The 240-nt window shown below is 40.8% G+C and carries 1 protein-coding gene; it reads left to right on the forward strand.

The window, feature by feature from the left end; translation table 11 throughout:
* Positions 1–240, forward strand: a 240-nt coding sequence (locus SB753_RS40895; RefSeq protein ID WP_410805658.1) for a Gfo/Idh/MocA family oxidoreductase, incomplete at both ends; no start/stop codon positions are given.

Consider the following 240-nt stretch of genomic DNA (forward strand, 5'->3'; position numbering starts at 1 on the left):
CTGGCGGTCGTTGCATCACCTGCGCCTTTTCACGCTAAACACTCATTACCTTTAATTGAAGCAGGTATACCAGCTCTAATTGAGAAACCTGTAGCGGTCACAGAAGGTGATGCTGATACAATTTTCCAGGCTACACAATTGCATGGTACACCGGTAGCAATTGGTTATTGTTTAAGATATTTACCTTCAGTAATTAAGTTGAAAGAGTTGATTGAACAGCGATGCATTGGTCAAATCTAT

The sequence above is a fragment of the Paraburkholderia sp. SIMBA_053 genome (assembly GCF_046534895.1).
GTDB classification, from domain to species: Bacteria; Pseudomonadota; Gammaproteobacteria; order Burkholderiales; family Burkholderiaceae; genus Paraburkholderia; species Paraburkholderia caledonica.